Consider the following 24,659-nt stretch of genomic DNA (forward strand, 5'->3'; position numbering starts at 1 on the left):
TGGAACCGCTCGGCCGGCCCTTGGGCCTCGGGCGCAGGGCCTCCGCGCCGCCCCGGCGGTATAGCGCGCACCACTTCTTGAGCGGCGACATCGACATTATGCCGAACGCCGCCATCGCCTCGGTCTTCGTCATGCCGCCGTCGACGACGGCGGAGGCGGCGGCGACCTTCTGCTCGTATGTGTACCTGCCCTGCTTTCCGTCCATGCGCAGCAGCACCTCGCTCCCGAATGCGCGGTATATCTCCTGCCATCTTCTCACGGCTTCCGCGGGAAGCGAAAGGGCAATCGCGGCAGATTTATACCCGTGCCCGAGCTCGAAGAGCCCTATGGCCGCCTTCCTGGCCTCGATATCATGCTTCACCCTCAAATCAACGCGCATAAAGAAAGCCTCCCATTTCTCATGTCCAAGAAATGGGAGGCAGTTCAGGTTGGGGAAACGGGCCTCTTTTCTCTCTGGGCTCGTGGATTGGCGAAGACAATAACCGCTGGCAGCTATTTTGAGTTCCTGATGCGGCGTGTGGCTGTGGCGGTTATTCCGAGTCCTGCGGCGGCGATTCCTGCGAGTGCGGTTGCGCTCGGCGCTGTGTCGCCCGTGTTCGCGAGCTTGCCGGCGGTCGCATCTGTCTGTTTGCCGCTGCTTGTGTTCGCTTGCTTGGGGGAGCTTGGTAAGGCGTCTTTGCCGGTTGCAGGCGGTGTCGCCTCGGTGGGTTGCGCTGAGCTGGAGGGTTTTGTCGTCTCGACGGGTTTCGTTATCTCGGGAGAGGTGGTCTTGTCTGCCGCGGCTTTTGCCTCTTCGTATGCCTTGCAGGCGTCGTCATAGGCCGCTTGCGCCTTTTTCAAATCGTCGAGGAGCGCATCTCGCTTGGCTGTCTCTTCGTCGATGTGGGCTTTAGCTTCCTCTGCCTCACTTTCGAAATACTGAACCTGTTTTTCCTGGCTTTCGAGCCGGCGTTGGTAGCGGTGAAGATCATCTTCACAAGATTTTTCTCGCCTTTCTGCCGCCATGATCTCACTGCGCAACTGCTTAATATGCTCCTTAATAGCTGTGCTGGGCGCCTCGTCGCCGAGCTCCTTGAGTACCTTATCTAATTCTGCCTGAAGGCCGCTTGTCCGGTTGTGGGCCTCATCGTATTTGGCTTGGGCTGCATCGACGTTCGCTTGCATGGCGGGAAGGGGTTCCCTCCGTTTGGCGGCTTCCGTCACCACCATGTCGTGGATCTCTTGAAAACTGGCAATGTCATCATCGATTTCCGCAAGTTTTTCGGGACTTGCGGCGTCTTTTGCGGCCTCGAGGTTTTTGAGCGCTTCCTGCATGGCTGCATACGCTTTTTCTTTTGCGGCGGCCGCATCTTCCGTCTGCAAGGCAACTGCACCGGTGGGGGAACTGGTTTCTGCCGCGATCGCCGTTGCGGGGGCGATTCCCGCGACAAGTGCCGTGGAAAGGGCGATGCCCACAGTTGCTCGTTTTGCTCTTCTTGCGAGAATGTCGTTCATCTCGGCACCTCATTTCAAGGGTCGGCGACTAACTTGGTAGCACTAATGCAAGTATACCAAGTGGTCGACCCGACACTAGCTGGGTGTGCGTGTGCCTCTCCGCTTCTTTGGAAACCGAATCCCGTTAGAAATGACGAGTTGTTTACGCTTCTTTTGGGGTGGCGGTACTATCATGGTTCGAATTGAATGTGGATGATGATAGGGAGCGCCTATACATGATTGAGCTGCTCAGGCGTTTTGGTGGTAAGTTTCGCCGGTATATGGTGATTGGCCCTGCGTGTAAGCTGATCGAAGTGATCTTTGACCTGCTGACGCCGCTGGTGATTGCCCAGATGATCGATAAGGGTATTGGCGCGCACGATGTCAACGCCGTCGTCCACTACGGTATGCTGCTTGGCGCCATGGCTGTGATCGGCATCTCGTTTACGCTCGTCTGCCAAAAGATGGCGGCGCTCACCTCGCAGGGCATGGGCACCGATATCCGCGGTGCGCTCTACCAGCACATCAACAAGTTGAGCTATGCCGAACTCGACCGCTTTGGCACGCCGTCGCTTATCACGCGCATTACCAACGACGTCAACCAGGTGCAGCTCGCCGTGGCGCTGGGCGTACGCATGCTCATCCGCTGGCCTTTCCTGGCGGTGGGCTCCATGGTCGCGGCCCTTGCCATCGACCTTAAGCTCGGCGTGATCTTTTTGATTTGCACGCCCGCCATCGGCTTGGTGTCCTGGTTTGTCATGGCGCGCTGCATCCCGTACTACAAGCAGCTGCAGGCAAAGCTCGACCGCATCGCGCTCATTTGCCGCGAGGGGCTTTCGGGCGCCCGTGTGATTCGCGCCTTTGTACGCGAAGATCACGAGCGCGAGCGCTTTGCCCAAGCCGCCGATGACCAGGCCCATACCGCCATTGCGGTGGGTAAGCTCTCGTCGGTCCTTAACCCCGTCACATTCTTGGTGATGAACCTGGGCGTGTGCGCCATCCTGTGGGTGGGCGGCATCCAGGTCAACGTGGGCGAGCTTACGCAGGGCCAGGTCATGGCGTTTGTGAACTACATGACGCAGACCCTGATCTCCATCGTGTACGTCGCCAACCTGGTCGTGGTCTTTACCAAGGCGAGCGCCAGTGCGTCACGTATCAACGAGGTGCTCAATTGCGTGCCGAGCATCACCGACGAGGGCAACCAGCCGGTCGCGCTGCCCAAGCCGGGCAATGTCGCTCCCGTTCCCGCGCTGAGCTTGAGCCATGCGAACTTCTCCTTTGGCACCGGCGCTGCCAACGCCGTCAACGATGTGACCCTGGAGCTGCCGCTGGGCAAGACACTCGGCATTATCGGCGGTACGGGTAGCGGCAAGTCCACGCTCGTCTCGCTTATCCCGCGCCTGTACGATGCGAGCACCGGCAGCGTGAGTGTGATGGGCGCCGACGTGCGCACCTGGCCGCTCGACCAGCTGCGCCGTGTGGTCGCGACCGTTCCACAGCGCGCGTCGCTGGTGAGCGGCACCATCCGCAGCAACCTGACCTGGCGCGACGAGGCTGCGACCGACGAGGAGCTCTGGGCGGCGCTCGACATGGCGCAGGCGAGCGAGTTCGTGCGCAACAAGCCGCAGGGGCTCGATGCCCCGGTCGAGGCGGGCGGTAAGAACTTCAGCGGTGGCCAACGCCAGCGCCTGACCATCGCGCGCGCCCTGGTGGGCTCGCCTCAGATATTGATCATGGACGACTCTGCCTCGGCGCTCGACTTTAAGACCGACGCGGCGCTTCGCCATGCCATTCGCGAGCGCAGCGTGCGCGGTGCCGCCGTGGGCGGGCTGCCGCTCACGACGGTGATCGTAAGCCAGCGCGTCTCGACCGTTCGCGATGCCGACATGATCTGCGTACTCGACCACGGCTCGGTTGCGGGCCTGGGCACGCACGATGGGCTGTATGCAAGCTGCCAGCTCTACCGAGAGATCTGCCAGTCGCAGCTTCGCCGCGAGGAGCTCGAGGGCCAGCAGGGGAGCACGACGCCCACGTCCGCTCCGACCGCCCCCGCATCCGTCTGCGCAAAGGAGGGCTGCTAAATGAATCCGTACACTTCTTCCGGTTCGGTCGCCACGATGACGGCCAACGTGTCCGGCAACGATAACCTCAACGACCTGGGCGACGGTCCGCGCCAGCCCGGCGATCCCGAGCGCTATCCCGTGGGTGCGGTGACCCGCCGCCTGCTGGGCTATGTTCGCCCGCACCGCGTCTCGTTTGCGGCTTCGTTTTTAAGTGCCGCCGCCTCGGTAATTTTGCAGCTCTACACGCCTATTCTCATCGGCGAGGGCATCGACCTGATCGTTGCCGCCGGGCAGGTGGACTTTGACGTACTGCTGCCGCTCGTTACCGAGCTCGCGATTGTCGTCGTAGGTGCTGCGGCCTTCCAGTGGCTACAGGGCTACTGCGTCAACCGCCTGTCCTACGAGACGGTGCGCGACATGCGCGTGGAGGCGAGCGATAAGCTCAGCCGCATGCCGCTCAGCTTTATCGACAGCCATGCCCACGGCGACCTTATGAGCCGCGTGGTCAACGATGTCGACCAGGTTGGCGATGGCTTGCTACAAGGCTTCACGCAACTCTTTACCGGCGTTATCACCATTGTGGGCACGCTCGCGTTTATGCTCTCCATTAACCTGGCCATGACGCTCGTGGTGGTGCTCGTCACACCGCTCTCCATCTTTGCGGCCGGCGCCATCGCCAAGCTCTCCAACAAAAGCTTTACGGCACAGCAGCGCATCCAAGGCCAACTCGGTGGCCATATTGAGGAGTACGTAGGCGAGCAAAAGCTGGTGGATGCGTTTGCTTACGGCCCGAACGCCCAACAGCACTTCGATGCCCTCAATGCCGAGCTCTACACCGCGGGCGAGCGCGCGCAGTTTATGGGTTCGCTCTCCAACCCCGGCACGCGCTTTATCAATAACATCATCTATGCCGTGGTCGCTGTGATTGGCTGTGTGGGCGTGATCACGGGCGTGCCGGCGGCGCTTACGGTGGGCGGCGTGCAGATCTTCCTGTCCTACGCCAACCAGTACACCAAGCCGTTCAACGAGGTCACCAACGTCATTACGCAGATCCAGACCGCGTACGCCTCGGCGCGCCGCATGTTTGCGCTGCTCGATGCGCGCGAGCAGGAGCCCGACGCGTCGGACGCTGTAGAGCTTGCCGCCCCGCAGGGCGAGGTGACTTTTGAACACGTGGACTTTAGCTACGTGCCCGACCGCAAACTGCTGCAGGACATCTGCATCGAGGCCAAGCCCGGCATGCGCTTTGCCCTGGTCGGCCCCACGGGCTGCGGCAAGACGACGCTCATCAACCTGCTGCTGCGCTTTTACGATATCGATGCCGGTCGCATTGCGGTCGATGGCCGTTCCTCGCGTGACTACACGCGCGCAAGCCTGCGCCGCGCCTTTGGCATGGTGCTGCAGGATACGTGGCTGTTCGAGGGCACGGTGGCGGAAAATATCGCTTACGGTTGCCCGGATGCCACGCGTGAACAGGTTATCGAAGCTGCCAAGCGCGCGCATGCGCACAAGTTTATCGTGCAGCTGCCAGGCGGCTACGATACGGTCATCGGCGAGGACGGCGGCACGTTTAGCCAGGGTCAAAAACAGCTGCTGTGCATCGCGCGCGTCATGCTCACCGACCCGGCTATCTTGCTGCTGGACGAGGCGACCTCGAGCATCGATACCCGCACCGAGCTGCAGGTGCAGGCGGCATTCGACGAGCTCATGGCCGGTCGTACGAGCTTTGTGGTGGCGCATCGCCTGAGCACGATTCGCAACGCCGACTGCATTCTGGTGATGTGCGACGGCCAGATTATCGAGCGCGGCACGCACGACGAGCTGCTAGCGGCAGGCGGCTTCTACGCCGAACTCTACCGCAGCCAATTCGCCCAGTGAGCAAGCCCGTGGCGCAAATTAATCAATCGACAGACGGTGGTTTTACATCTGTCACGTTAGTACTAAGATATTCATCTAATAAATTGCATTAGTGGCTTTAGTTTTGGGGGAAACGAGGCAACGTGACTATGACGTGCTCTTTGGTGGTTAACAGCAAGAGCGGTAATACCAGGATGGTTTCAGGCGCGATCAAGCGCGCTCTGCAGGCTGCGGGCGTTGAGTTTGTCCATGCCGCGGCGTTGAGCGACGATGCGGATGCAGATCAGGTTGCGCTCGAGGCGCAGGGCGCCCGCGTGGCCGACACGGTGCTCGTCGGTTTTTGGTGCGACAAGGGCGCGTGCACGCCTTCGGTCGCGGCGTTGCTCTCCGCCTTGCACGGCAAGCGCGTCTTCCTGTTTGGCACCTGCGGTTTTGGCGCCGACCAGAGCTATTACCAGCAGATTATTGATCGCGTAACTTCTAATTTGGCTGGGGATGCCGAGCTTGCGGGCTGGGCGATGTGCCAGGGCAAGATGGGTCCCGCGGTCAAGCAGCGCTACGAGGCCATGCTCGAGCAAGATCCCGACAACGCTCGCTATAAGATGCTGCTCGACAACTGGGTTGCCGCGAAGGACCATCCCACCAAGGAAGATCTGGATAACATGGCCGCAGCCGCCAAAAAGGCCGTGCTGGGGGAGTAGCTCCCATCGCTGACGGCGGTCGGTCCATCTTTCTAAATGAAACGTCCTCCCGGGCGTCGGGGCACGAAGTTCCCTGCTCTACAGTCCTGCGCAAGACGAAGGCCACATTAAGTGGCCTTCTTTGCGTGCGGAACTCGCGATGAACTTCGTGCCCCGCCGTCCGGGAGGACGCCTCTTTATTGATGGGAGGCCTGATAGGTCGATGGTTCCGTGCCCGGATGCGTCCAAAGTGGGACGGGCTTTCCGGATGGGCAGGCTTTCGAAAAATGCGTCCCGGAATTTGCCTTTGGAATGGGACGTAGTTTCCCGTTGAGGTGCTTTGCGGAAAGTGCATCCCACTCTGGGCGGTCGAAGTGGGACACACTTTCCCAAAGGCGCTCCAACGGGAAATTGCGTCCCATTATTCGGTCAAGAAACGGGATGCATTTTCCCAATGAGAGCAAAACCGGAAAATGCATCCCACAATCAGCCCTCAAAGTGGGACGCCGTTTCCCAATGAGGCTCAAGCGGAAAATGCATCCCGGAATTTGCGCTCAAAGTGGGATGCGGTTTCCGGTTGAGGGTCTAAGGGGAAAATGCGTCCCAGAATCGACGCTTGAAATGGGATGCAGTTTCCCGATGAGGCACTCGACGGAAAATACATCCCAGAAATGGCCTTTGAGCTGGGATAAGATTTCCGCGGCATCTCGGATTCACAAAAAATGAGACACGCCGTTGGCGAAAATGAGACACGTGATATCGGGCATCGGATGTATCATTTGCAAAAATGAGTCCACTCCACTCGAATAAAGCGAGGTCCCTCATGTACGTTCCACACCCCCGTATCCGTAGGCTGTCGAAAATCCCGCTTGTTGGGACGGCGGCGCTTGCTGCGTTGATCGCCACGAGCGTCGCCTGCTTCACTGCCACGCCCCAGGTTGCCCAGGCGGCAGACGCGCCCGCAATCACCGATATGACCGAGCAGGATTATCAAGCCCTTGGTCTGGGCACGAGCGAGGACATTCCGGCCGATACCGTTGGCCCCTATTCCACTGATACCCCCACGACGTTTGCCACGCGCAGCGAGGTCTATATGGCAGCTAACGGTAGCCATGGCAATCGCTACACTCTGCGCGACAAGCTCGAGAACGTCGAGCGCGGTGACATTGGCGGCGGCAGCAAACTCACCGATGGCTATGGAAGTGTGTGGGGCGCCGCAAAGTTCTGGCAAAACGTCAACAACTTCGATACGAACAGCGATCTCTACAAGCATAGCGACTACGGTGGCGGCACCTGGTCGTACCTAAGCAACAATGAGTCCTCAACAGTACTCGCCAACGACAACAACGGTTTCTCGGGCATTCACGCCACGAGTGTTGAGTTCTGCAGCGACGCCAGCACGGGCAAAAAGAGCCGCGTTGCCGAGCTCCGTGCCTACGGCGACAGTTCCTCCACGACGATTGACGGCAAGTCATACGCCGGAAAGGTTGAGCTGGTCCTCTACTCGTTTAGCAACGGGCGTACGCGCACTCTCGACACACACCTGCCGGTGACGGTCAACACTAATATGATGTACGAAGGCCGTTTTAAGTACCTGGATGCCGGTTACCTGCAAGAGCACGACGCCGTCTTTGATGTCGAGGCGGGCGATGTCGATGGCGACGGCGTCGACGAGCTTTTTGTCTACGCGGGCTGCTATGTCGACGAGAACGGCGTGCGCAAGGCTGTAGTCGACATGTATGACTTGGAGGGCGGCAACTGGAAGCAAAGCGTCGTCAAGATCGATGCCGGTAACGCCGCGGACTACACCACGCACAACAAGGGCGGGAACGACTCCTGGACGCAGCTTCAGTCAGCTCCTGTCGTTTCGCTAGCGGCCGGCGACCTCGATCGCGATTTTTGCGATGACCTCGCCATCGTGGTCTCGGCACCCTACGGCAAGAAGAATATTGATAAGTCGACGCATTGCGAGCTGTTTTCGTGGGATGCATCCAAGGGTGCGCTCGTCCATGTCGATGCTCTGGGCGACGCGGGCGCAATCTCCCTCTCCGCGAACGGCAAGACCATGGTCGCTGCGAATGCGACGTTCGGCACGTTTGCCGCCTACGATGAAGAAGGAAAGAAGACGGGTGAAACCGTCACGGGCCTTATTCTTGCGGGCTATGACTGGCAACGCAGCGCTTTTGATTACGGCGCTTCTGACGGCAGCAAGGGGCTGTACGGCGCGCTGTACCGCTACGCGTATTTTGACTCGGAGTCTGGCGAGTTCAAGCTTTCCGATTGTAAGGAATACAGAGACGGGCTCCTCGCCTCCTATGGGCTGATGCATGTGCCCAACAGCGCATGGAAGGATAGCGCTCAGGATAAGCGCTATCCGTGCACCTTGGCGCCTATTGCCCTTGCCACTGCCAACCTTGACGGCCTGTCCGAGCAGCTGGCGGTCGACGAGGTGCTCGTGGGCGGCGATGTGTTCCGCGACTTTGCCTGCAACACGGCACAGAGCGGGGCTCAGGGCTTGGGGTCCATGGTCGGAACCATGAGCATGAGCGGTCAGCAATACAACAGCAGCAACAAGCATGACCACAAGGGTATAGAGCAGGTGTGGATCAGCGACGTCAAGGCGGGCAGCGTCTCGGGTTCGGACCGCTATAACGAGAGCTTTATCGCCGTGGTGGGCAAGCACCGCGACGAGGACCTGCGCAAGAACGATGACTACTATTGGATGACCGCCTCGCATTTTTCGCTCGACGAGAACGGAAAGGTGCGCCGCGGCGAGGAGCAGGTGATTAGCGAGAGCAACCGTCGCGGCACTACCTACGGCACATTTATCTCGCTCGCGCTGCCCGATGTCGACAACGACAGCGTCAAGATCACGTACAAGGACCGCTACAAGGTCTATACCAACCCGCGCGTGCTTGCCGTGCTGCAGGATGCGCCCTATGTTGAGGATCTGGAGCAGGCATACGGCTATCTGGTGTTGGGCGGCACGTCATACGGAGAGGAAAAGGGCACGGGGACATCCCAGGGCTATACCATTGGCGCCGAGTTGGGCGTTGCCGTCGAGGTGCAGACCGGTCCGCCCCTGGTCGCGATGAATGCTTCAGTCGATTTTGCCGCCGAGGGATGCTATGACTACCGGAGCGAGCGCACGGTCAGCGCAAGCGTAAGCTATGAGTCGCATGCCGGCGAGGGTGACAAGGCCGTGCTCTACACGATTCCGATGGTCTATTACGAGTATGAGATTGAAAATGAGGAAACTGGTGGCAAGGGCGTGATGGCGGCGCCCGTGTCGCTCGGCGCGCAGACCTCGGTCGTTAATGTCGAGGCCTATGGCCGCATTGCCAAACAGCACAATATGACGCCGCTCAGCTACTTTTTGACCAACCGGTCGGGAGAACCCGGAACCTATCAAACGACGCTCAACGGCGAGACTCCCGTTGGGGATTCCTTTGGCCTGGGCAAGCCTGGCGTAACGCGCGCCTACACGCACGATGGGTTTAACGGCGCCGCCGCGCAGTCGGGGGCGAGCATTGAGCAGACCATCGAAGTCGAGGAGGGCAAGGAGCAGGAGCTCGAGCTCGGCTTGACGCTGAACGGCAGCGTTGTCATGGGCGCGAAGCTCGCAAAGCACGAGTTGTTTGGCGGCCTGTGCTTTGGTGCCAACGCCGGCTTTACTACGGGTAACTCCTCGAGTGAATCGACCGAATACGGCGGCACCGTCGACAACCTGCCCGAGGCCGCGCAGGGCAAGTACGGTTTTGCGTGGCGTCTGGGCGTCAACGCGGTGGATGTCGACAAGTTCGAGGCAGACTCGGGCGACAAGCTCGGCACCAAGGACACCGACCAGTTCTGGATCGTGGGCTATGACGTTAAGGACGTCGAGATGCCCGACGCGCCGGCCGTGACGGGCTTTACGGCAAACGCCGTCGATTCGACCAGCGTTACGTTTAGCTGGGACGATGTACTCGCAAACAAGAGTGGCTTTAGCTACGGCGTGGGCATGCTGCAGAGCAATGCGGCGGATGCGGTCGTCAATAGCTGGAAGATTGCCGACAACACGCAGACCTCGCTCAAGTGGGATGGGCTGCAGCCCAATACGGAGTATCGATTCGCCATCGCCGCCGTTAAGAATGGATCCACGACCGAAACAGGTATTCGCTCGGCAATCATCACGGTCAAGACCATGCCCGATGGCATGACGATGACCGTGAGCGGACCTGCGGCGGATGCTGCGGAGGGGTCGGATCTTGGATACGACTCTTCGGTTGAGCGCGCGGCGGGAAGCCACCTGACGCTCTCGGCGATTGGCCATGTGAAGCAACTCGGTGCCGACGATAGCGAAACAGGGCTGGCACCGACCTATATGTGGTACCGCAAGGGCCGCGGCGAGACAGAGTTTAAGCTCGTGGGTGCCGATGGCAACCTCGCGGCTGGAACGGCCTCAAAGCTCGAGATTGACCTGACCGCAGACGATGACGGTGCGCAGTATTACTGCCACGTGGGATACAACGACGTGGGCCTCGACACCGGCACGACGCTCGTGAATATCGAGGCCGAGGAGACGGCGCCCACAACGGTGAACGCCACCCCGATCCGCACGCGCCGCCTGTTCTCACAGGCAAGTGCGGGCGCCAAGAAGTTCCTGGACCATACGCTGGTAAACACCGCCGGCCCAACCGATTCCGAAGGCTCAAAGGACCCCGAGACTCCTGAGACCCCGACGAACCCGGACAAGCCCAAGTCCGACAACGGAGCCAAGATCGACACCAAGGTCAAGACTACGGCCACAGCGAAGAACCTCGCAAACACCGGCGACCAAACATTCGCCCTAGTCGCCACCGCAGCAGCAGCGGGAGCAACGTTCGTAGTGATAGCCCTCATCATGCTGATCAAGCGCCGCAAGACCCACTAGTAGCCAGTCGAACATATCGACAACCCAAAAACCCGGGTAGCCAAAAAACAGGCCACCCGGGTTTTCTGTTGAGTGGAGACTCCGCAAGCGGAAACTGCATCCCACAATTAGCGCCCGGAACGGGACACATTTTCCGTCAAGCCCTCATCCGGAAAATCCATCCCAGTTTGAGCGCCCAGACCGGGACGCACTTTCCCAAAGGGTCCTCAACGGGAAACTGCGTCCCATAATTAGGCCGAGAAATGGGATGAACTTTCCCAATGAGAGCCAACCGGAAACCACGTCCCAGAATCAGCCCCCAAAGTGGGACGCACTTTCCCAACGAGCCTCAACCGGAAAATATATCCCGGAATCCAGCTGAATAGTGGGACACACTTTCCCAATCGGGTCCCAAGCGGAAACTGCATCCCATTCCAGACAAGAATTCTGGGACACGGTTTCCGGATGCAAAAAAGGCCACATGACGTGGCCTTCAACTTATATATGTTCAGCAGGTGTCTCCATGACAAGCCGCGCTTCAACACCGAGGCGTCTGCCCGGCGACGCGGAATGTAAGGTTCATCGCGAGTTCCGCACGAGCCGGAGAGCACTTAATGTGCTCTCCGTGCGAGCAGGACTGTCCGAGCAGGGAACCTTACGTTCCGCGCCGCCGGGCAGACGAACCAGTTATGAGCGACCCGCTACTTGATCTTGGTCGTACCCGGTGCCAAGTTGGGGTCGGTCTCGTTGGCCTCGGTCTGGAAGTGCTCGGTGTACACGTTCTTGCCGTCGCGGAACATCTCGTAGTACTGCATCTTGGCGTAATCCTCGCGTGCCTTGGTGGCAGCTGCGGCAGCGGCGTCGTCACCGGTGACGTTGGAGGAGAGCGCCCAGCGCAGGTTGGCGTCCTCGTAGCCCACGGAGTTGATAGCGGGCAGCGACTCGCGCAGCGTCATGTGCGCCTTCTGGTAGTCGGTCAGCGGCGCGCCGATCAGCTGCATAAGCTGGGTGGACAGGTAGTTGGTGGACAGGTCGTCGACCTTGCTCGTCTGGTCGCAGCCGGCAACGTCGTAGTTGGCCCAAATGATGTAGTCGGTCTGCCACAGGCGCTCTTGATGCGTGGCGTCGTCCTCGTCGGTAAACCACTTGTCGTTGAACTTGGACGGGAAGAACGGCTGGTGATCGCCCCAGAACACCACGACCACCTTGCGGTCGAGCTTGCTCAGGGCGTTTAGGAAGTAGCGCAGCGCCTGGTCGGACTGCTCGATGCACGAGACGTACTCATCGACATCGGATAGCGTGCCGTCCTCGACGGTCTTGGCGTCCAGGTCGGTCGTGTCGATGTTCAGGTGCATCTGCTTGTCGACCGGCAGCAGGCCCGTATCGTAGCCCGAGTGGTTCTGCATGGTCACGTCGAAGATAAACTGCGGATCGGCGTTCTGGTCGAGCAGCTCAAGAATCTTGTCGTAGGTAGCCTGGTCGGTCACCATGCCGCGCAGGGTATCGGCGCCCTGGAAATCGTTGATGGACAGGAACTGGTCAAAGCCAAAGTCCTTGTAGACGTTCTCACGGTTCCAGTTGGTCGCGTGGTTGGGATGCATGGCCGTGGTGGAATAGCCGAGCGACTTGAACTGCTCTGCCAGGTTCCCGGTCGTTTCCATGTTGTAGATGGTGTAGGGGTACACGCCCGAGCCCAGGTTGGCCATGGAGTTGCCGGTCATAAACTCAAACTCGGTATTGGCGGTGCCGCCGCCGTAGGCGCTCACGTAGAGCTTGCCGCGGCTGAGGCAGTTGGACAGGCTCTTAAAGTACTGCGGACCCTCGTAGCCGGCGCGCATGTTCTGGTAGATCGACAGATCCGAGAACGTCTCGTTCATGATGGCGATGACCGTGGGCTTCTCGCTGTCGAACTGTTCCTTTGCGGCGGCGCGCTCGTCGCTCTTGGCCGCGTCGGACTTGTCGTAGGCCTTGGCGTACTTTTTGAGCGTTGCCTTGGCATCGTCGACGGAGTAGTCGGCGGGTTTGGGCGGCTTGATGGACTGCGCTGCGCTAATGAAAGCGGGCAGGTAGCCCTCGCGCCAGTAGCTCTCGAGCGGGCGCCAGGTGTAGACGGTGATGCCGAGAGTGTTGTAGTAGTCGATGAGCGTGACATGCGCGGTCACGCCGCCCAGGCACAGCACTGCCACGAGCAGGTTGGTGAGCAGCATGCGCTTGGCGTTGACGGCACCCTTCTGACGGTGCGGTGCCACCAGGCCGGCGTACTCGCATAGCAGCATGGCGATGGCGGTAAAGCCCATGGACAGCACGCAGAACAGAGAGATGGAGAAGGTGTAGCCGTTGCCGGCGACCGCGGCGGCGGTGGAGATGGCCGAAAGGTCGCCCGGCTGGATGGGCATGGATTTAAACGTGATGACGAAGAACTCGGCAATGCCCAGGACAAAGAGGGCAAAGGCCAGGACGGCCGGAGCTGCGCCATGGCGCTGGAACAGGAAGAACAGGCCGACCATGAGCGTGGTGATGATGGCCCACTCGAGCAGGATGCACAGGGGGTAGACCCAGGTAAAGTCGTGGTTGGACGAGACCTCCATGCCCAGCAGCGCAAAGACGCCGGCGAGCAGCAGGCACAGGACGACGGCGACGAGCGGTTTGCCCACAAAGGCGCCGCGCAGGCGGGCGAGCTTGCCGGTGGGGGCGGGGGCGTCGGGCGCGGCGAACGCAAAGACGCGCGGGGCGATGCGGTCACGTGCGATGCTGGCCCAGGCGCAGCCGGTGAGGATGGCGTTGGTCAGGATGAGCATCACAAAGGCGAGCGGCTCGTTTTGGGCGACGAGGCCAATGGCGCCCCAAATGGTCAAAAAGACCTGGAAAAGACCGAAGGCGACGCTCCACCCAAGAGCGCTTTTGGCAACGGTGCCCGACTGAGCGCGAATGGCCTTGGCCTCGCGCAAGACAAGGTAGACGGTCGCCGCAAGACCGACGAGCGAGATGGCGGCAGCGAACATGCTGAGACTCCTCACAAACTAAAACGTACGAAAGCGGGGGTTTACCCGATTGTTACCAAGATATGCGCTGCAATTGGTGTCTGCGCACAACAACCAGCCATATTAACGCGCACGTGTGGCGGTGTGGCGCAATGTAGTGGCGACCTGCGCGATAATGGACGGGAATTACACGGAAACGTAAAGGCTTCTTAAAGAATTGGCAGGGATGAGGCTGTGAACGAGCGGGTTTGTATGACGAGTGCGGGCGACGTGGGCGCTGGCATGGACGCGGGCGGTTATCCGGTCGAGACCACGGGCAACGCGGTGCTGGACACGTTGGAGCACCGTTCCTCCACGCGTGCCTTTGCGCGTGATGACGACGACCGCCCCGTGGCGGTGACCGACGAGCAGCGGGCGGCGATTCTGCATGCGGCGGGCCGTGCGCCGTCGGCAGGCGCCATGATGATGTATTCCATCGTAAGCATTCGCGAGCAGGCTACGCTGGACCGCCTGGCCGACCTGTGCGACCACCAGCCCATGATTGCCAAGGCGCCCTGGGCACTCATATTTGTGGTCGATTATGCCAAGTGGATCGATCTGTTTGAGCATGTGGGCTGCTTTGAGTCCGAGTTTGTCGAGCGCACGGGTAAGGAGCCCCGCCGCGCGCCGGGTTTGGGCGACTTTGCCATCGCGGCCCAGGACGCCGTGATCGCCGCGCAAAACGCCGTGGTTGCCGCCGAGGCTCTGGGCCTGGGGAGCTGCTACATCGGTGATATCGTCGAGAATGCCGAGGAAGTTGCCGAGCTGCTGGACTTGCCGCCCTATACCATGCCGCTGTCGATGCTCATCATCGGCACGCCCCGTAAGGAGCGTCCGGCCATTGCGCATCCCGTGGTGAACCTGGTGCACGAGGAGCGCTACTGCCGCGCCGATGCTGCGACCATGGACGCGCAGGTGGCCGAGATGGACGCGATGTTTCGCCCGCATGCCCGCGAGGTGGGCGAGCGCGTGGTGGATATCTACACCCGCAAACACACCAGTCCCTTTATGGCCGAGATGAGCCGCTCCATGGAGTGGTGGTTCAAAAATTGGCTTGGAAAATGACGAATGTGACAAGGGGACAGTCCTTTTGTCACATTTCACATCGCCGTGGTGGCCTAAAGGCCGTATAAATGTTTATCTAGCTGGGAAAACGGTGCCGTGCAAGTGCAGGCCGATTACCTATAATCCCTTCGAACATTAAAGTTGGGAGGAAACCGGCTTATGGAACAAAAGGCCAAGGAGGCAGCCTCGCACGCTGCGATTCCTGTGAGCATCTCGGCGATGCTCGTCACGCTGGGTGTGGTGTATGGCGATATCGGCACCAGCCCCATGTATGTAACCAAGGCGCTCGTTGCCGGCAACGGCGGCATCGGAAGCGTGACGGAGGAGTTCGTGCTCGGCGCGCTCTCCCTTGTCGTGTGGACGGTCACGCTGCTGACCACCATCAAGTATGTGCTCATCTCGCTGCGCGCCGATAACCATGGTGAGGGCGGCATCTTTGCCCTGTACAGCCTGGTCAAGCGCTGCGGCAAGTGGCTTATCATCCCCGCCATGCTGGGTGGCGCCGCGCTGCTCGCCGACGGCATCCTGACGCCAGCCGTTACCGTTACCACGGCCATCGAGGGCCTGCGCACCATCCCGGCGGTCCATGCCGTGCTGGGCGATGACCAGGGCCGCGTCGTCGCCATTACGCTCGCCATCATCATCGTGCTCTTCTTGGTACAGCGCATCGGTACGGCCAAGATCGGTCACGCCTTTGGCCCCATCATGACGCTGTGGTTCCTGTTCCTGGGCGGCACGGGTCTTTTCTTTGTTTTCCAGCACCCCGCCGTGCTGCTGTGCCTCAACCCGGTGCGCGGCATCGCCTTTTTGCTGAGCCCCAACAACCACGCGGGCATCATGATTCTGGGCAGTTGCTTCCTCGCCACCACCGGTGCCGAGGCGCTCTACTCCGACATGGGCCACGTCGGCCGCGGCAACATCTACGCTACCTGGCCGTTCGTTAAGTGCTGCCTGCTGCTTTCCTATATGGGCCAGGGCGCTTGGCTTATGAACAACGCTGCCAACCCCGAGCTCATGGGCATTGCCGACCTCAATCCGTTCTACCAGATGCTCGCCCCGGGCCTGCGTCCCTTTGCCGTAGGCCTTTCCACCGTTGCGGCCATCATTGCCTCGCAGGCGCTCATCACCGGCGCATTCTCGCTGGTGTCCGAGGCCAGCCGTCTGGACCTCATGCCGCACATGCAGGTCTTCTACCCTGCCGAGACCAAGGGCCAGCTCTACATCCCCATGGTCAACAACGTCATGCTTGTCGGCTGCGTCATCGTGGTGCTGCTGTTCCAGAACTCGGCGCATATGGAAGCCGCGTACGGCCTTGCCATTACGCTGACTATGATGTGCACCACGCTGCTGCTCTTCTTCTACCTGCACGAGGAGCGCAAGCTCAAGGTTGCTCCGTGGATCTTCGCGGCCTTCTTCCTTTTGCTCGAAGGCTTCTTCTTCGTGAGCTCGCTCACCAAGTTCTTCCACGGCGGCTATTTCACCATCCTCATGGCTGCACTCATCATGGGCATTATGGTGTGCTGGTACAACGGCACGGCGGTCGAGCAGCGCCAGTTTACGCTGCTGCCGCTGCGCAGCTACCTGCCGCAGCTCAAGCGCCTGCGCGACGACGACCGTTACGAGCGCATGAGTGACAACGTCGTGTACCTGACCAAGGACACCCATACCGACTACATCGACCGCGATATCGTCTATTCGATCTTGGACAAGCATCCCAAGCGTGCCCGCGCCTGGTGGTTCGTGAATGTCGAGACCATGGACGAACCGCACACCTTTGCCTATTCGGTCGAGACGTTCGGCACCGACTACGTGTTCCGCGTGCACCTGTACCTGGGCTACAAGATCAACCAGCGCGTCAATGCCTACCTGCGTCAGGTTGTTCAGGACCTGGCTGCCACCGGCGAGCTGCCGCCGCAGACGCATGACTACTCGGTCTACAAGGATCCGGGTAACATCGGCACGTTCAAGTTCGTCCTGATCCGTAAGCTTCTGGCGCCCGAAAGCGATGTGGAGCCCAGCGAGCGTACGGCCATCACGCTCAAGTACATCATTCGCCGCGCCGCCGGCACGCCCGCGCGTTGGTACGGCCTGGAGAACTCCAACGTGAGCTTTGAGTACGTGCCGCTGTTCACCAAGTTCAAGGCCGTGAACAAGATGCAGCGCCTGGCTCCCAACGAGCGGCCGTAGTCGACGCTCGAGGTTTGTCTGCGAACGGGCGGGCTTGTATTGACGGGGATTGAGTCCTGGGAGGAAACCATGGATGCAAAGGTGCTTGACGGTTGCGATCTTGCGACCGAGCTGGTGCGTGAGGTACGCGCCGATGCTGCCGAAGATCGGTTCTTTACGAATCGGGCCAACATGGACATGGCCGACCGCGTGATTTCGATCGTGGTGACGGTGCTTGTCGCGGCGTGCGTGTGCGCACTGCTCGCGCACGTGCTGTTTGTCTAACGTCCGCAGGTTGCAAAGGCTTTACACTTGGAACCACCACAAGGGGAAACCACCACAAAGGTGCCTGTCCCCTTTGTGGTGGTTTTTGTTTTTGAGAGAGGGGCGGAACGCTGATGGACGTCCGTACGGACGGCGATATTGCCGATAGCTTTTGGTGGCGGCGCACAACGCTGACGCGCCGCACTCCTCTGTATGACGCCTGCGTATCGGTGGGGCTGCTGGTCGCGGCGACGATTGTGGGCGCGCTGCTCGACCATCCGGGTCTCGCGCCGAGCATCATGATCGTCTATGTGTTCGCCGTTCAGCTGTGCGCATTCTTTACCTGCAGTCGCCTGTATTGCTTGCTGAGCTCGGCTGCCGCCGTGGCGCTCTACAACTTCTTGTTTGTCTACCCGCGCTACTTGCTGTCGTTTATCGACCGCGGCTATCCCGGCATGTTCTTCATCATGTTTGTGGTCTCGCTTGTGTCGAGCTCGATTGCCTTGGCCCTGCGTCGCGCTTTGGCACAGGCTGCCGCCAGCGACCGCCGCACGCATATGGTGCTCGAGACCAATCGCATGTTGCAGCGCTGCGCCGACGAGCAGCAGATCGTTCACGCCATGGCCACGCAGCTGGCGCGTCTTTCGGGCTGTCCGGTCGTGTGGTACAGCGCCGACGCCGAGGGCGATGACCTGCTGCCGCGTGCGACATACACGGCCGTGGGCGATGCCGCGCCGGTGCACGAGCTGGCGCCGCAGATGCCACCGCGGCTCTCGGCGTCCGCCTATGTGGGAACGCCGCTCGATGCTACGTTCGGCGGCTCGGCGTTTTATGGCATCTACCTGACGGTTCGCACAGGCGACGGCTTCGCGCGCTCGGGCGACCCCGCCTCGGTGGTGGGCGTGCTGGCTATCGTTGCCGAGCCCGACGTGCTGACGCACGAGGAGCGGACACTTGCCGATGCTATCGTGAGCGAAGGCGAGCTGGCGCTCGATCGCGCCCGCGCCATGGAGGCCCGCGAGGAGGCGGCGGTGCTTGCCAAAAATGAGCAGCTGCGCGCCAACCTGCTGCGCTCCATCTCGCACGACCTGCGCACGCCGCTCACCAGTATTTCGGGTAATGCCGATGTGCTGCTCGACCAGGGCTCGACCGGCACCGCCGTGCTCGACGCCCAAACGCGCCGCGGCCTGCTCTTGTCCATTCGCTCGGATGCGCAATGGCTCAACGCCACCGTCGAGAACCTGCTCGCCATCACCAAGCTCGAGGGCGGCGGTATGCGCCTGTCGACCACGCTCGAGCTCATGGACGATATCGTGGAGGAGGCGCTGCGCCACGTGAACCCTGCCGTGCGCGAGCACGACCTTAAGGTGGTGGCGTGCGATGAGCCGGCGCTCGTCAACGTCGATGCGCGCCTGATGGTGCAGCTGGTGGTCAATCTGGTGAACAACGCCATCACCTATACGCCCGCAGGCTCGCATATCATGATTTCGATTAGCGTCGACGATGGACGCGTGGCGTGCTCGGTGGCCGATGACGGCCCGGGCATTGCGCCCGAGGACCGCGAGCGAATCTTTGAGTCGTTCTACACCGCCAACCACGGTCTTGCCGACAGCCATCGCAGCGTGGGCCTGGGTCTTTCGCTCTGCCGCTCCATTGCGCTGGCGCATGGCGGTAGCATAGAGGTTGCCGCGGCGGACCCGCACGGCTCGGTCTTTACGATTGAGCTTCCCGTCGCCGACGTTTCGTTTGATAAGGAGTAGCGCTGTGCCGAACTCTGCCGTAAAACCGCTCATCTTGGTCGTTGAGGACGATCCCGCCGTCCGCAACCTTATTGTTGCCGCGCTCGAGGCGCACGGCTTGCGTCATATGGCCGTGGAGACCGCCCATGCCGCCATCGCCGCCGCCTCATCGCAGGCACCGAGCATTGTGCTGCTCGATCTGGGCCTGCCCGATATGGACGGCGTCAAGGTGGTGGAGTCGGTGCGCGCATGGTCGGGCATGCCGATTATCGTGGTCTCGGCGCGCAGCGAGGATGCGGACAAAATCCGCGCGCTCGATGCCGGTGCCGACGACTATCTGACCAAGCCGTTTTCGGTCGAGGAACTGCTTGCACGCATTCGCACGACGCTCAGGCGCCTTTCGTATGCGCAAACGGGTGGTGTTGCCTCCGAGGGCTCGTTCGATACCGGTGAGCTGCATATCGACTTTGATGCCGGCATTGCCACGATGGATGGCGAGGAGCTGCATCTGACGCCGATTGAGTACAAGCTCTTGTGCCTGCTGGCACATAACGCCGACAAGGTACTAACGCACCAGTTTATCCTGCACGAGATTTGGGGCACGGCAACTAAGAGCGACCTGGCGAGCCTGCGCGTCTTTATGGGCACGCTGCGCAAGAAGATCGAGTCCGACCCCGCGCACCCGCGCTATATCCAAACACACGTGGGCATCGGTTACCGATTGGTCACCCAAGGCTAGATCGCCAACCACCGTCCCAATATGAGTTGCGGTGAAATACGGACGGAAATGGCCTATTTGGCGGCCAAACAGTCCATATTCCACCGCAACTTTGTTTATTTGCCCCTGGGTTTGCTGGCGTAGAACTTCTTCTTTTTGGGCTTGCCGGCGGGGGAGGGTTTGCCGTCGCCGCGCGGCCCTCGGTCTCCGGCCTGCGCGTGCGCGGGTACTGCCGCGCGAGGCTTGCGGGCCTCGGGGTTGCGCAGCTCCTCGACACGCTCGGCAATCTCCTCGGCGCTAAAGCCGACCTCGGCCATGGCGTCCTCAATGGGCAGGCGGCGCACGATATAGCAGTGGTGCACCTTCTGGTTGCGTGCGAAATCCTCGGGGATGGTCTGCGCCGTAATGTCCTCCAGCACCACGCCCGCGCGCGCGAGCTTGCGTGTCTCGGGGCGGAAGCCGCGCAGGTTGCAGCTAAAGATGGCGTGGCCGCCCTGTGCGAGCAGGCGCGATACGCCGGCCAAAAGCTCAACATGGTCGCGCTGGACATCCCAGGTGCGGCGGCCCATCTTGGACGAGTTCGAGAACGTGGGCGGGTCGACAAAGATCAAGTCCCAGCGGTTGCGCGTCTGGCGCTGGTCGCGAATCCAGGCGAGCACGTCGTCGCGCACAAAATGATGCTGCGGACCAACAAAGCCGTTCTGGCGCATATTGCGCTCGGCCCAGTCCAGGTAGGTGTTGGAAAGGTCGACCGTCACGGTCTCCTCGACGCCGCCATCGACCGCGTAGCAGGTGGCAGTGCCGGTGTAGGCAAACAGGTTGAGGAAGCGGCGCGCCTGCTTGGCGTGCTCGCGCACCAGGTTGCGCGTGACGCGATGATCCAGGAAGATGCCCACATCCAAATAGTCGTCAAAGTTGACGGCAAAGGTGAGTCCACCCTCTTCGATGAGCGGCAGGCGACGGCGCGCGATGTTGGCGCGCTCGCCCGAGCCGCCCTTGCCGGCGCCCTGCTTACCGTACTGCGAGCCGCCACGTGAGCGCATGCGGGCCTTGGCGTGCATGCGCTCGGCCGGAACATCAAGGATGCGCGGCGAGATGGCCAAGATGTCGAGCATGCGGGCCTGGGCCAGTGCGGGGTCGATGGTCTTGGGCGCGGCGTATTCGGCGATGACGAGCCAGCGGCCCGGCGTCTGCGGGCAGCCCTCGTACAGGTCGATGGCGGCGGAGTAGTCGGGTAGGTCGGCATCGTAGACGCGGTAGCAGCTCACGCCCTCGCGCTTGGCCCACTTGCGGCGCAGACGGGCATTCTTGCGCAGGCGGTTGGCGAACTGCTCGGACTCCGGGATGAGCACGGGCAGCGGCTTGCCGTCGCCCAAGTCGAGCGTGGCGGCAGGTTCGGGCATGGAGGAAGCGGCGGCTTCGTCGTTGGCTTCGTTGGCATCCGCAACCTCGGCCTCGGCATCCGCGCTGGTCGCAGCCTCAAACGCTGCAGCGGCGTGGTCGAGTGAGGGCCAAACCTCAAGAGCCGCCTCCTCGTTATTGGGCATGACGGCGATCGAGCGCTCGGGCTCGGCGTGGAGCGCGCGGGCCAGCAAGCCGTCGCGGGTGAGAGCGGCGACCGGCGCCGAAGCGAGCTCGGGGGCGCGGCGCAGCTCGCCGATGAGCGTCATGGCATCGTGCATGAGCGAAAGCGGGGTCTCGGTCGTGTCCGCGACCAGGGCGGCACCGGCGACGGCGCCCGCATGGTCCAGCACGGTGGCGGGCTTGGCGGCACAAAAGTCGACAAAACGCTTGTAGCCGGCGCACTTGACCATGCGCTCGGCAGTCTTGCGGGCGGCGGGGTCGATGTCTACGGCCACGATGCGCGCCTGGCGCTCGCGCGCTGCCGCCTCGCGCTCGCGCGCCTCGGCAAGCAGCTGCTCCCACAGGACAGCGTCGTGCAGCTGCCAGCCCTCAAAGCCCCAGCGCTCGCGTGCGGCGCCCGGGGCGCGGTCGGTCAGAATGTTCACGGCCTCCAGCAGCAGACCGCCGCCGGCGCACGAGGCATCGATCAGCGTGGGAAGGGCTTCGTTTTCGTAATCGTCGGCCGTCAGCTCGCGCTCGCATAGTGCGGTCCAGCCGACCTGCGCCAGCACCAGGGCGGCGTAGTCGGGGCGCAACACGTGTGCGCCCTCGCCGGCACGAGTCGCAGCGGGCGGCAGACGCTTGAACAGCGGGTCGCCCGAAAGGTCCAGGCTGATGCTCGCGCGGCGCTGACGCAGCGAAAGCAACAGGTGAACATCGGGGTCGGCGGCATCGACGTCGGCGCGACGGCCCGTGGTCTCGGCCAGACGGTCGCACAGCGCGTCTTTGGCGCGCAGGGCCGAGAAGCGCGTGTTGCGCAGCTGCTCGGTCACGCCGCGGGCGGTGATGGCGATGGTGGCGCCGGGGCGGATGATGGTCTCCCAGGCGATGTCGTAAACGCTATCGTACAGTTCATCGGCATCCTGCGCCTCAAAGCGCCCGAGTACCACGAACACACGGCTCGCCAGGCGCGACCACAGACAGGCGCGGTAGCCTTCTTCGAGCTCGCCCTCAAATGTAGCGCGGCCCTTCAGCCGGCGAACATGCGAAAGCCCGAGGCGTTTAAGCTCATCGGCGAGTGCGGACTCAAAGCCCTCGGGGCAGCTTGCGTAAAATTCCATGGGTGACCTCTCTGGTTGCGTCGCTCCATTATATGATGGATACTTCGTTTACTCTCGCCCCCGAAAGGAACCCATATGATTGATGCGTGCCCCGATTCCGCCGTGCTCTTTTTTGACGTGGACGGCACGCTGACGTCGTTCGATCCCGACAACATGACCGACAAGGACTTTTCGGCGGTTCACCCCTCGCAGGCGGTCGTCGAGGCGTTTCATCGTCTGCGCGACGCGGGACACCATGCATTTATCTGCACGGGTCGTCCCTTGTGGCTGATTGCCGATGGCCTGCGCGCGCTGAACCCGGCGGGTGTCGTTGCCATGGCGGGAGCGACGCTCGAGGTCGAGGGCCGCGTGGTGCATGAGGACTGCTTTGACGAGGACGTTATTGAGGAGCTTGCGCGCCGTATGGCCGCGGCAGGGATTGAGGCCTTTTTCGAGACCAACGTGGCTACTTTTGCCCTGGAACCCGCGGGTGTTGAGCAGTCGTCTCTGATCGGCACTTCTGTGGTGCACAGCACCGAGGAAATGCGCGTCGACGGCAGTCTGCGCGTGGGCAAGGTATGCCTCAGTGTGCCCAGTTTGGCTCGCGTGGCCAACGATGACGGCTTTATCGATCGCGAGTTTGAGCTGTGCAACACCGGTGGCCAGAATCGCGAGCTGAGCCCCAAGGGCATTGACAAGGGCGTGGGCGTGGCGCGAGCGCTGGAATACCTGGGTCGCACCGGCAACGCGCGCACCTTTGGCTTTGGCGATTCCGGCAACGATCTGGGTATGCTCGCCGCTGTCGAGACGGCCGTGGCCATGGGCAACGCTATGCCCGAGGTCAAGGCGCTCGCCGACTACGTGACTGATGATGTCGCACACGACGGCACCGTCACAGCGATGCAGCATTTCGGCCTCATCTAATGAATCCCACGTTCTGACGTTTGCTCAAACTGCGACTCTTTGCTTTTGCATGCTCAATCGATTTATCAATCCAAACACTGAGGTGTTTATACCGTTCGCCGAGAAGATAAAAAACCGCAGCTCACGCCTTGATAAACGTAGGTAAAGTGTTTAGCAGTTTAACGCCCATGTGCAAGCGAAAGGAATCAGGCAGATGGCAATCAAGGTGTTCGCTGACGGTGCAAACCTCGAGGGCATGCTCGACATGTACGAGAACGGCAACGTTCAGGGTTTCACGACCAACCCGTCCCTTATGAAGAAGGGCGGCGTGACGGATTACCGCGCGTTTGCCAAAGAGGTCCTGGCCCACATCACCGATGTATCCGTGTCGTTTGAGGTCTTTGCCGACGACGTCGAGACCATGGAGGTCGAGGCGCGCGAGATCGCTACCTGGGCCGAGAACGTCTACGTCAAGATTCCGTGCGTGACTACCAAGGGCGAGTCCACCGCCGAGCTGGTGCGCAAGCTTTCGGCCGACGGCATCAAGGTCAACGTCACCACCATCTTTACGCCTACGCAGGTCGATGAGATGGTCGAGGCCGTTGACGCCGAGACGCCGTCCATCATCTCGCTCTTTGCCGGCCGTATCGCCGATACCGGCGTCGACCCCATTCCGTTTATGACGGAGTCGGTCAAGAAGGCCGCCGCCAAGCCCAACTGTGAGGTCCTATGGGCGTCCACGCGTGAGCTTATCAACATCTACCAGGCCGAGGCCTGCGGTTGCCAGATCATCACGGTACCCAACAGCATCCTGGCCAAGCGCAAGAACATCGGTCGCGACCCGTACGAGGTCTCGCTCGATACCGTGCGCGGTTTTGCCAAGGATATCGCGGCGCTCGGTTTCCATATCCTGCCGTAGCGCGAACACCGACTGTACCGTGGGCTGTTCGCCCCGGCCTTTCCTTTCCCTATCGCTCACGCGCTCCGCGAGGGTCGCGCTAGGCAAAGGAAAGGCCGGGGCTGCCGGCACGAGCTTGCCAGCAAGTTGGCGCTTGGCTTCCATATCCTTCCGTGGGCAAAGGTACCCCCGCCTGCGCCGTGCAAAATTGAGAGTATTCAGCAAGGTAAAGGTCTTTATCAGTTAACCGAAGCATGGA

The 24,659-nt window shown here is 61.3% G+C and carries 15 protein-coding genes; 11 read left to right on the top strand and 4 right to left on the bottom strand.

Features of this window, described 5'->3' with window-relative positions; all coding sequences use genetic code 11:
- Both RX395_RS05095 and RX395_RS05100 read right to left on the bottom strand, forming a co-directional pair.
- The coding region (locus RX395_RS05095) for a helix-turn-helix domain-containing protein (RefSeq protein WP_316365957.1) at window positions 1–379 on the bottom strand (379 nt) is incomplete at its 3' end.
- Window positions 380–492: 113 nt separating this feature from the next.
- Window positions 493–1,494, bottom strand: coding sequence for an LPXTG cell wall anchor domain-containing protein (locus tag RX395_RS05100; RefSeq protein ID WP_316365959.1), 1,002 nt, complete (start codon window positions 1,492–1,494; stop codon window positions 493–495).
- A gap of 215 nt (window positions 1,495–1,709) precedes the next feature.
- On the opposite strand from RX395_RS05100, the gene RX395_RS05105 reads away from it, so the two are divergent.
- The 4 genes from RX395_RS05105 to RX395_RS05120 all read left to right on the top strand — a co-directional run bounded on the left by RX395_RS05105 (window position 1,710) and on the right by RX395_RS05120 (window position 10,985).
- Entirely contained in the window at window positions 1,710–3,554 is a 1,845-nt protein-coding gene (locus RX395_RS05105; RefSeq protein WP_316365961.1) for an ABC transporter ATP-binding protein, read from the top strand.
- On the top strand, window positions 3,555–5,414 hold the full coding sequence (locus RX395_RS05110; protein WP_316365964.1) for an ABC transporter ATP-binding protein: 1,860 nt from the start codon (window positions 3,555–3,557) through the stop codon (window positions 5,412–5,414).
- A gap of 128 nt (window positions 5,415–5,542) precedes the next feature.
- A complete protein-coding gene (gene bilS, locus RX395_RS05115; protein ID WP_316365967.1) occupies window positions 5,543–6,094 on the top strand; it encodes a flavodoxin family protein BilS in 552 nt (183 codons plus the stop codon).
- A gap of 802 nt (window positions 6,095–6,896) precedes the next feature.
- Complete coding sequence (locus tag RX395_RS05120) at window positions 6,897–10,985, top strand: fibronectin type III domain-containing protein (RefSeq protein ID WP_316365970.1); 4,089 nt, start codon at window positions 6,897–6,899, stop codon at window positions 10,983–10,985.
- Window positions 10,986–11,665: 680 nt separating this feature from the next.
- Here the strand turns inward: RX395_RS05120 and RX395_RS05125 are convergent.
- Window positions 11,666–13,966 carry an LTA synthase family protein gene (locus RX395_RS05125; RefSeq protein WP_316365972.1) on the bottom strand — a complete coding sequence of 767 codons (2,301 nt, stop codon included), beginning with the start codon at window positions 13,964–13,966 and terminating at the stop codon, window positions 11,666–11,668.
- A gap of 213 nt (window positions 13,967–14,179) precedes the next feature.
- On the opposite strand from RX395_RS05125, the gene RX395_RS05130 reads away from it, so the two are divergent.
- The 5 genes from RX395_RS05130 (at window position 14,180) to RX395_RS05150 (ending at window position 19,957) form a co-directional block, all read left to right on the top strand.
- Complete coding sequence (locus RX395_RS05130; protein ID WP_316365973.1) at window positions 14,180–15,049, top strand: nitroreductase family protein; 870 nt, start codon at window positions 14,180–14,182, stop codon at window positions 15,047–15,049.
- Window positions 15,050–15,208: 159 nt separating this feature from the next.
- On the top strand, window positions 15,209–17,236 hold the full coding sequence (locus RX395_RS05135) for a KUP/HAK/KT family potassium transporter (RefSeq protein ID WP_035138754.1): 2,028 nt from the start codon (window positions 15,209–15,211) through the stop codon (window positions 17,234–17,236).
- 69 nt (window positions 17,237–17,305) lie between these two features.
- Complete coding sequence (locus tag RX395_RS05140; protein ID WP_006235656.1) at window positions 17,306–17,500, top strand: hypothetical protein; 195 nt, start codon at window positions 17,306–17,308, stop codon at window positions 17,498–17,500.
- Between the two features lie 113 nt (window positions 17,501–17,613).
- Complete coding sequence (locus tag RX395_RS05145; RefSeq protein ID WP_316365977.1) at window positions 17,614–19,239, top strand: ATP-binding protein; 1,626 nt, start codon at window positions 17,614–17,616, stop codon at window positions 19,237–19,239.
- Between the two features lie 4 nt (window positions 19,240–19,243).
- Entirely contained in the window at window positions 19,244–19,957 is a 714-nt protein-coding gene (locus tag RX395_RS05150; RefSeq protein ID WP_117648427.1) for a response regulator, read from the top strand.
- 95 nt (window positions 19,958–20,052) lie between these two features.
- Here RX395_RS05150 and rlmKL read toward each other — a convergent pair whose 3' ends face one another.
- A complete protein-coding gene (gene rlmKL / locus RX395_RS05155; protein ID WP_316365979.1) occupies window positions 20,053–22,620 on the bottom strand; it encodes a bifunctional 23S rRNA (guanine(2069)-N(7))-methyltransferase RlmK/23S rRNA (guanine(2445)-N(2))-methyltransferase RlmL in 2,568 nt (855 codons plus the stop codon).
- Window positions 22,621–22,695: 75 nt separating this feature from the next.
- Between rlmKL and RX395_RS05160 the strand changes: the two genes are divergently transcribed.
- Together RX395_RS05160 and RX395_RS05165 are read left to right on the top strand one after the other, a co-directional pair.
- Window positions 22,696–23,523, top strand: coding sequence for an HAD-IIB family hydrolase (locus tag RX395_RS05160; RefSeq protein WP_035138761.1), 828 nt, complete (start codon window positions 22,696–22,698; stop codon window positions 23,521–23,523).
- A 193-nt stretch (window positions 23,524–23,716) separates the two neighbouring features.
- Entirely contained in the window at window positions 23,717–24,421 is a 705-nt protein-coding gene (locus RX395_RS05165; RefSeq protein WP_196025514.1) for a transaldolase, read from the top strand.
- Window positions 24,422–24,659 lie beyond the last annotated feature (238 nt).

The organism is Collinsella aerofaciens, assembly GCF_032584215.1.
GTDB lineage: Bacteria > Actinomycetota > Coriobacteriia > Coriobacteriales > Coriobacteriaceae > Collinsella.